General features: G+C 70.6%; 5 protein-coding genes. 1 reads left to right on the forward strand and 4 read right to left on the reverse strand.

Annotation, left to right across the window (positions count from 1 at the left end; genetic code table 11):
- The coding region (locus ACLP4W_RS13990; RefSeq protein ID WP_442386811.1) for a heterodisulfide reductase-related iron-sulfur binding cluster at positions 1–331 on the reverse strand (331 nt) is incomplete at its 3' end.
- A gap of 240 nt (positions 332–571) precedes the next feature.
- Entirely contained in the window at positions 572–754 is a 183-nt protein-coding gene (locus tag ACLP4W_RS13995; protein ID WP_442386813.1) for a hypothetical protein, read from the reverse strand.
- 387 nt (positions 755–1141) lie between these two features.
- Between ACLP4W_RS13995 and ACLP4W_RS14000 the strand changes: the two genes are divergently transcribed.
- Positions 1142–1351 (forward strand): hypothetical protein, encoded by a 210-nt coding sequence (locus ACLP4W_RS14000; protein ID WP_442386815.1) that lies wholly within the window; start codon positions 1142–1144, stop codon positions 1349–1351.
- Positions 1352–1424: 73 nt separating this feature from the next.
- On the opposite strand, the gene ACLP4W_RS14005 is transcribed toward ACLP4W_RS14000, so the two are convergent.
- Entirely contained in the window at positions 1425–3188 is a 1764-nt protein-coding gene (locus ACLP4W_RS14005) for an Hsp70 family protein (protein WP_442386817.1), read from the reverse strand.
- 30 nt (positions 3189–3218) lie between these two features.
- A partial coding sequence (locus ACLP4W_RS14010) for a hypothetical protein (protein ID WP_442386819.1) occupies positions 3219–3957 on the reverse strand: 739 nt, incomplete at its 5' end.

A 3957-nucleotide genomic window follows, 5' to 3' on the forward strand; every position in this document is an offset into this window, starting at 1 on the left:
ATGTCCGGGCCGCCACGCGCTCAGCTCGCCGGGCGAGCAGCTCATCTCCGCACTGGCGGGCCACCACGGCGTGCTGGTGCCGGACCGAGCCGACGCAGGAGCCGGACGGAGCGACGATCACTTCATAGGGCTCGAACACCTCGACGTAATGGCGGACAAGCGGGAGCGCGTCGCGAGCGTAGCCAGTGTTGATGTGCATCTGGCCGCAGCACGTCTGCGCCTCTGGAAACTCGACGCGATGGCCGAGCCGCTCGAGCAACCGCACCGTGGACTGGCCGACGCCCGGAAACAGCGTGTCGGCCAGGCAGGTCACGAACAAGGCGATGCGCACTGTGTCACCTCGCGGCTTTGGAGGCGGCCGCTTCGCCCGGCGGCGCCATTCCTCCGAAACCGTCGCGGAAAGCACTCCGCCACCGGACCCCCATGGAAAAGGATCCGAAGGGTTGAAAGCAGTCTCAAGTTCAGACGGCACACCTGTCAAGAAGCTGCCTGCTTCGCCGGCGAATTGTTACAGATATATTTCAGCACACCCGGAAACCGCCTGGGAGCAGCGGCCAGGACCGGGATTCCGCTAGGACCGGGTCCGCGGCGCCCGGCCGGTCATGATGCAGCCGCTGCCGAGCACTACCTCACGCACGCGGACGCCCTCGGTCAGCTGCTCCAGACGATTCCATGGCCGACCGAACCCCTCGGCCGGGGACTGCAGGACCGTGACGTTACGCCAGCCTTCGCGCGCGATTTGCTCGCGCGCCACAGCCGCCATCCGTCCGGGCCCACCTTTCCCGGAGCAGGCCGGCTCCGGCTGAAGCCAGCGGCCAACGACGTCGTACACAGGGGCTACGGCGAGCGCCGGAGGGGTACTCACGGCAACCCGAGGCAGCTGCCTACCTGCGATGCACCGACCAGGGGGGTGCGGTCCATTACTTCCCAAGCTGATAGAGCAGAGAAGGCGGCAGCAGCGGCGACCGCCAGCGACCTGATACAGCCGTGCCCGGCTGTCGTAGGCCCCGCCGCCACGACCGCGCGCACGCAAAAGCAAGGGGGCTAAGGTCACGAGCGCCAGGACCAAGGCCGCGTAGCGTGGGATAGCCGGGTATTTACTGTGTCTACCTGGGTGGCCGGGTGAGAAAGGGGACATGCCATGACTTCCGAGGACGATCTGCCCGCAGAAGTGCGACAGCAAGACGACGAAGCCGAATTGCAGATAGCTGCGCAGCTAGCCGAGCTACGCACGGACGCCGGAACGGCTCACGAGGACGATCTGCCCGCGGAAGTGCGACAGCAAGACGAGGAAGCCGAATTGCAGATAGCTGCGCAGCTAGCCGAGCTGCGCAAGGATGAGCACGAATGAGGATGCCGGCGCCGCAGCAGATCCTCGGCGGTGACGCGGGCGGCTGACGGCTGGGCTTTGGCGTCCTGCAGCATCACGGGGTGGCGGCCTGGCTGCCGGGTGTGACGAGGGGGGTGGTCGGCGCCACGGTCGTCGGCGCGACGGTCGTCGGCGCGACGGTCGTCGGCGCCACGGTCGTCGGCGCGACGGTCGTCGGCGCCACGGTGGTCGGCGCGACGGTCGTCGGCGCCACGGTGGTCGGCGCAACCGTCGTCGGCGCAACCGTCGTCGGCGCGACGGTGGTCCGTGCGATGGGGGTCCGTACGATGGGGGTCCGTGCGATGGGGGTACTGGGGGCGATGACGGTGCCGGGCGTGCGGCGGGTGTCGCTGGACTGGTGGGATACGGGGAGCAGGGGTTGGTGGCTGGTCGTCGGGGTTGAGGCGGCCAGCGCACGGTAGGCGGCGGTTCCGCCGCCGGCGAGGACGGCGACGGCGGCGAGCACGCCAATCACCAGCGGGAGCCGGCGCTGGCGCGGATGCGTGGGCGACTGGTCGTCGGATGGTTGGCGCGGGTCCTGTTCAGGCTGGCCGTCACCATCGTGCACGAGGCTGCTCGCATTGCGTCCGCGCCACCAGCGCAGCCGGTCGCCGGCTGGGGCCGCCAACGCGGGGGCGGCGGCGCCGGCGGCCAGGGGCGCTACGGGCGCCGATGCCGCGGCGAGCCCGGCTTTGTCGGCGGGGGGCGGAGTGAGGCGACCCAGCGCTGTCGCTGCAATGGCCGCGGCGCCGACTCCGGTCGTATCGGCGCCCACCGCGGCGGCGCCGAGGGCGATGGCGTGTTTGGGGTGGGTGTCGACGGAGGTCGGGCGTCCGAGTTCTGCGGAGACCAGGTGAGCGACCATCGGAATGCGCGAGGAACCGCCGACGAGCAGCACGGTGTGCAGCTGAGGGGGATCGATTTGGGCAGACTGCAGCGCCCGACGCAGGGACGCGATGGTGGCGCCGATCGCCGGGCGGATCATTTTTTCGAACTCGCCGCGGGTCAGGCGGACCTCGGTCTGCAGCTCGGGCAGCAGCACCGGAATGGTGGTTTCGGTGTCCGCGGACAGGGTTTCCTTGGCGGTGACGCACTCGCGGCGCAGCCGGATGGCGGCGCTGGTGGCTCGAGGATCGGCCGGGTCGAGGCGGGAGACTGCGCCGTCGAGGGTTTGGTCGACGTGGGTGAACACGGCCTCGTCAAAGTCGATGCCGCCGAGTCCCTCGATGCCTTCCGGGCGTCCGAGGATGTCGAAGCCGTGCTCGGTGGTGCGCAGAACGGTCGCGTCGAAAGTACCCCCGCCGAGGTCGTAGACCGCGACCAGCGCGCCAGGGTCGAGGCGATCGTTATGGGCGTAGTGCGCGGCGGCGGCCTCTGGCTCGGTGAGCATGTGGACCTCGCCAAGTCCGGCCATCCCGGGGACCTGGGCGAAGAGTTCGCATTTGTAGGGTCCCCAGTTCGCCGGGTGGGTCAGGGTGACCATACCGGGTCGGCCGCCCTCACGGTCGCTGACGACGTCGACGACGGCGCGTAGTTGGTGGGCGATCAGCGCGGTGGCCGGGTGTGGCGCCCCGCCAAGGATCACCGGCATCGGGTCGCCGAAGCGACGCTTGACCGCGCGAGCGACCCGGTCGGGCTCGGCCGTGGCCCGACGCTCGGCGGCCCCGCCGGTCAGCACAGTGCCGTCGTCGCGGATCAGCACGACCGAGGGGACCGCATCGGTATGGTCGCCCAGGGTGGCCATTTCGATCCGCCCGTCGTGGGCAACGGCGGCGGCGGTGAAGGTGGTTCCCAGGTCGACACCTAGCCCGTAACTCATCGGAATCTCTTCTTTCTGCCCGTGTGCGGATCAATGGATGACGGCGGTGTCGGTGCCGGGGTCGTGCCCGGACGGCACGTGTGCCGAGCCCGCCGAGGAGTCAGGGGTAGCCCCGCTTGCCTCTTCGTGCTCACCGACGCTGTGGGCGTCGGCGCTGGGCCCGGGCTCGGTCGGGTCGACGGCTGCCAGATCGATGCCGGCGTGGGCCCCGGGTTCGTCGAGACCGGGTTCGTCGAGACCGGGCTGGTCATGGTCGGCGAACGCTGCGCCGTGGTGCGGGTCCGTTCCCGGCGCGTCGGCCGGTGGCTCCGTCGTCGGATGCTCGAACGGCCTTGAGGCCGCCGAGTCGGACGCGGAGTCGAACACCCCGCCTGCCGGGTGCTGCGCCGGGACCGGCTCGTTCGGGAAGTGCCCCGCTGGAACGGCACCGCGACCGGGCTCTGTCGGCCCACCGCGCAGACCGGCGAAGGCGCCTGGCGAGTCCGGCTCGTGGCCCGACGTCAGTCCGCCGGCCGTCGTCGCGGCGACGCCCAGGCTGGTGGCCAGCGGCGGCGGTGTGGACATCACTCGAGCCGCGGAGAAGGTTTCCGGCGGCGTCGACGGTGCTGTCCCCGCCTGAGATGACGCTGCCGTGGCCGCCGTCGGCGAAGTCGTCGACCCGGCGGTGCCATGCACGGTGCCGTCGTCTCTCTGCTCGCTCGTTTCTCCTGCTCGGGTGGGGGGCCCGCCGGGTGCTTCTGCCTGTGCCGGGAGGTCCGGTTCCCAGCCG

Source organism: Mycobacterium sp. (assembly GCF_052145595.1).
Lineage (GTDB): Bacteria > Actinomycetota > Actinomycetes > Mycobacteriales > Mycobacteriaceae > Mycobacterium.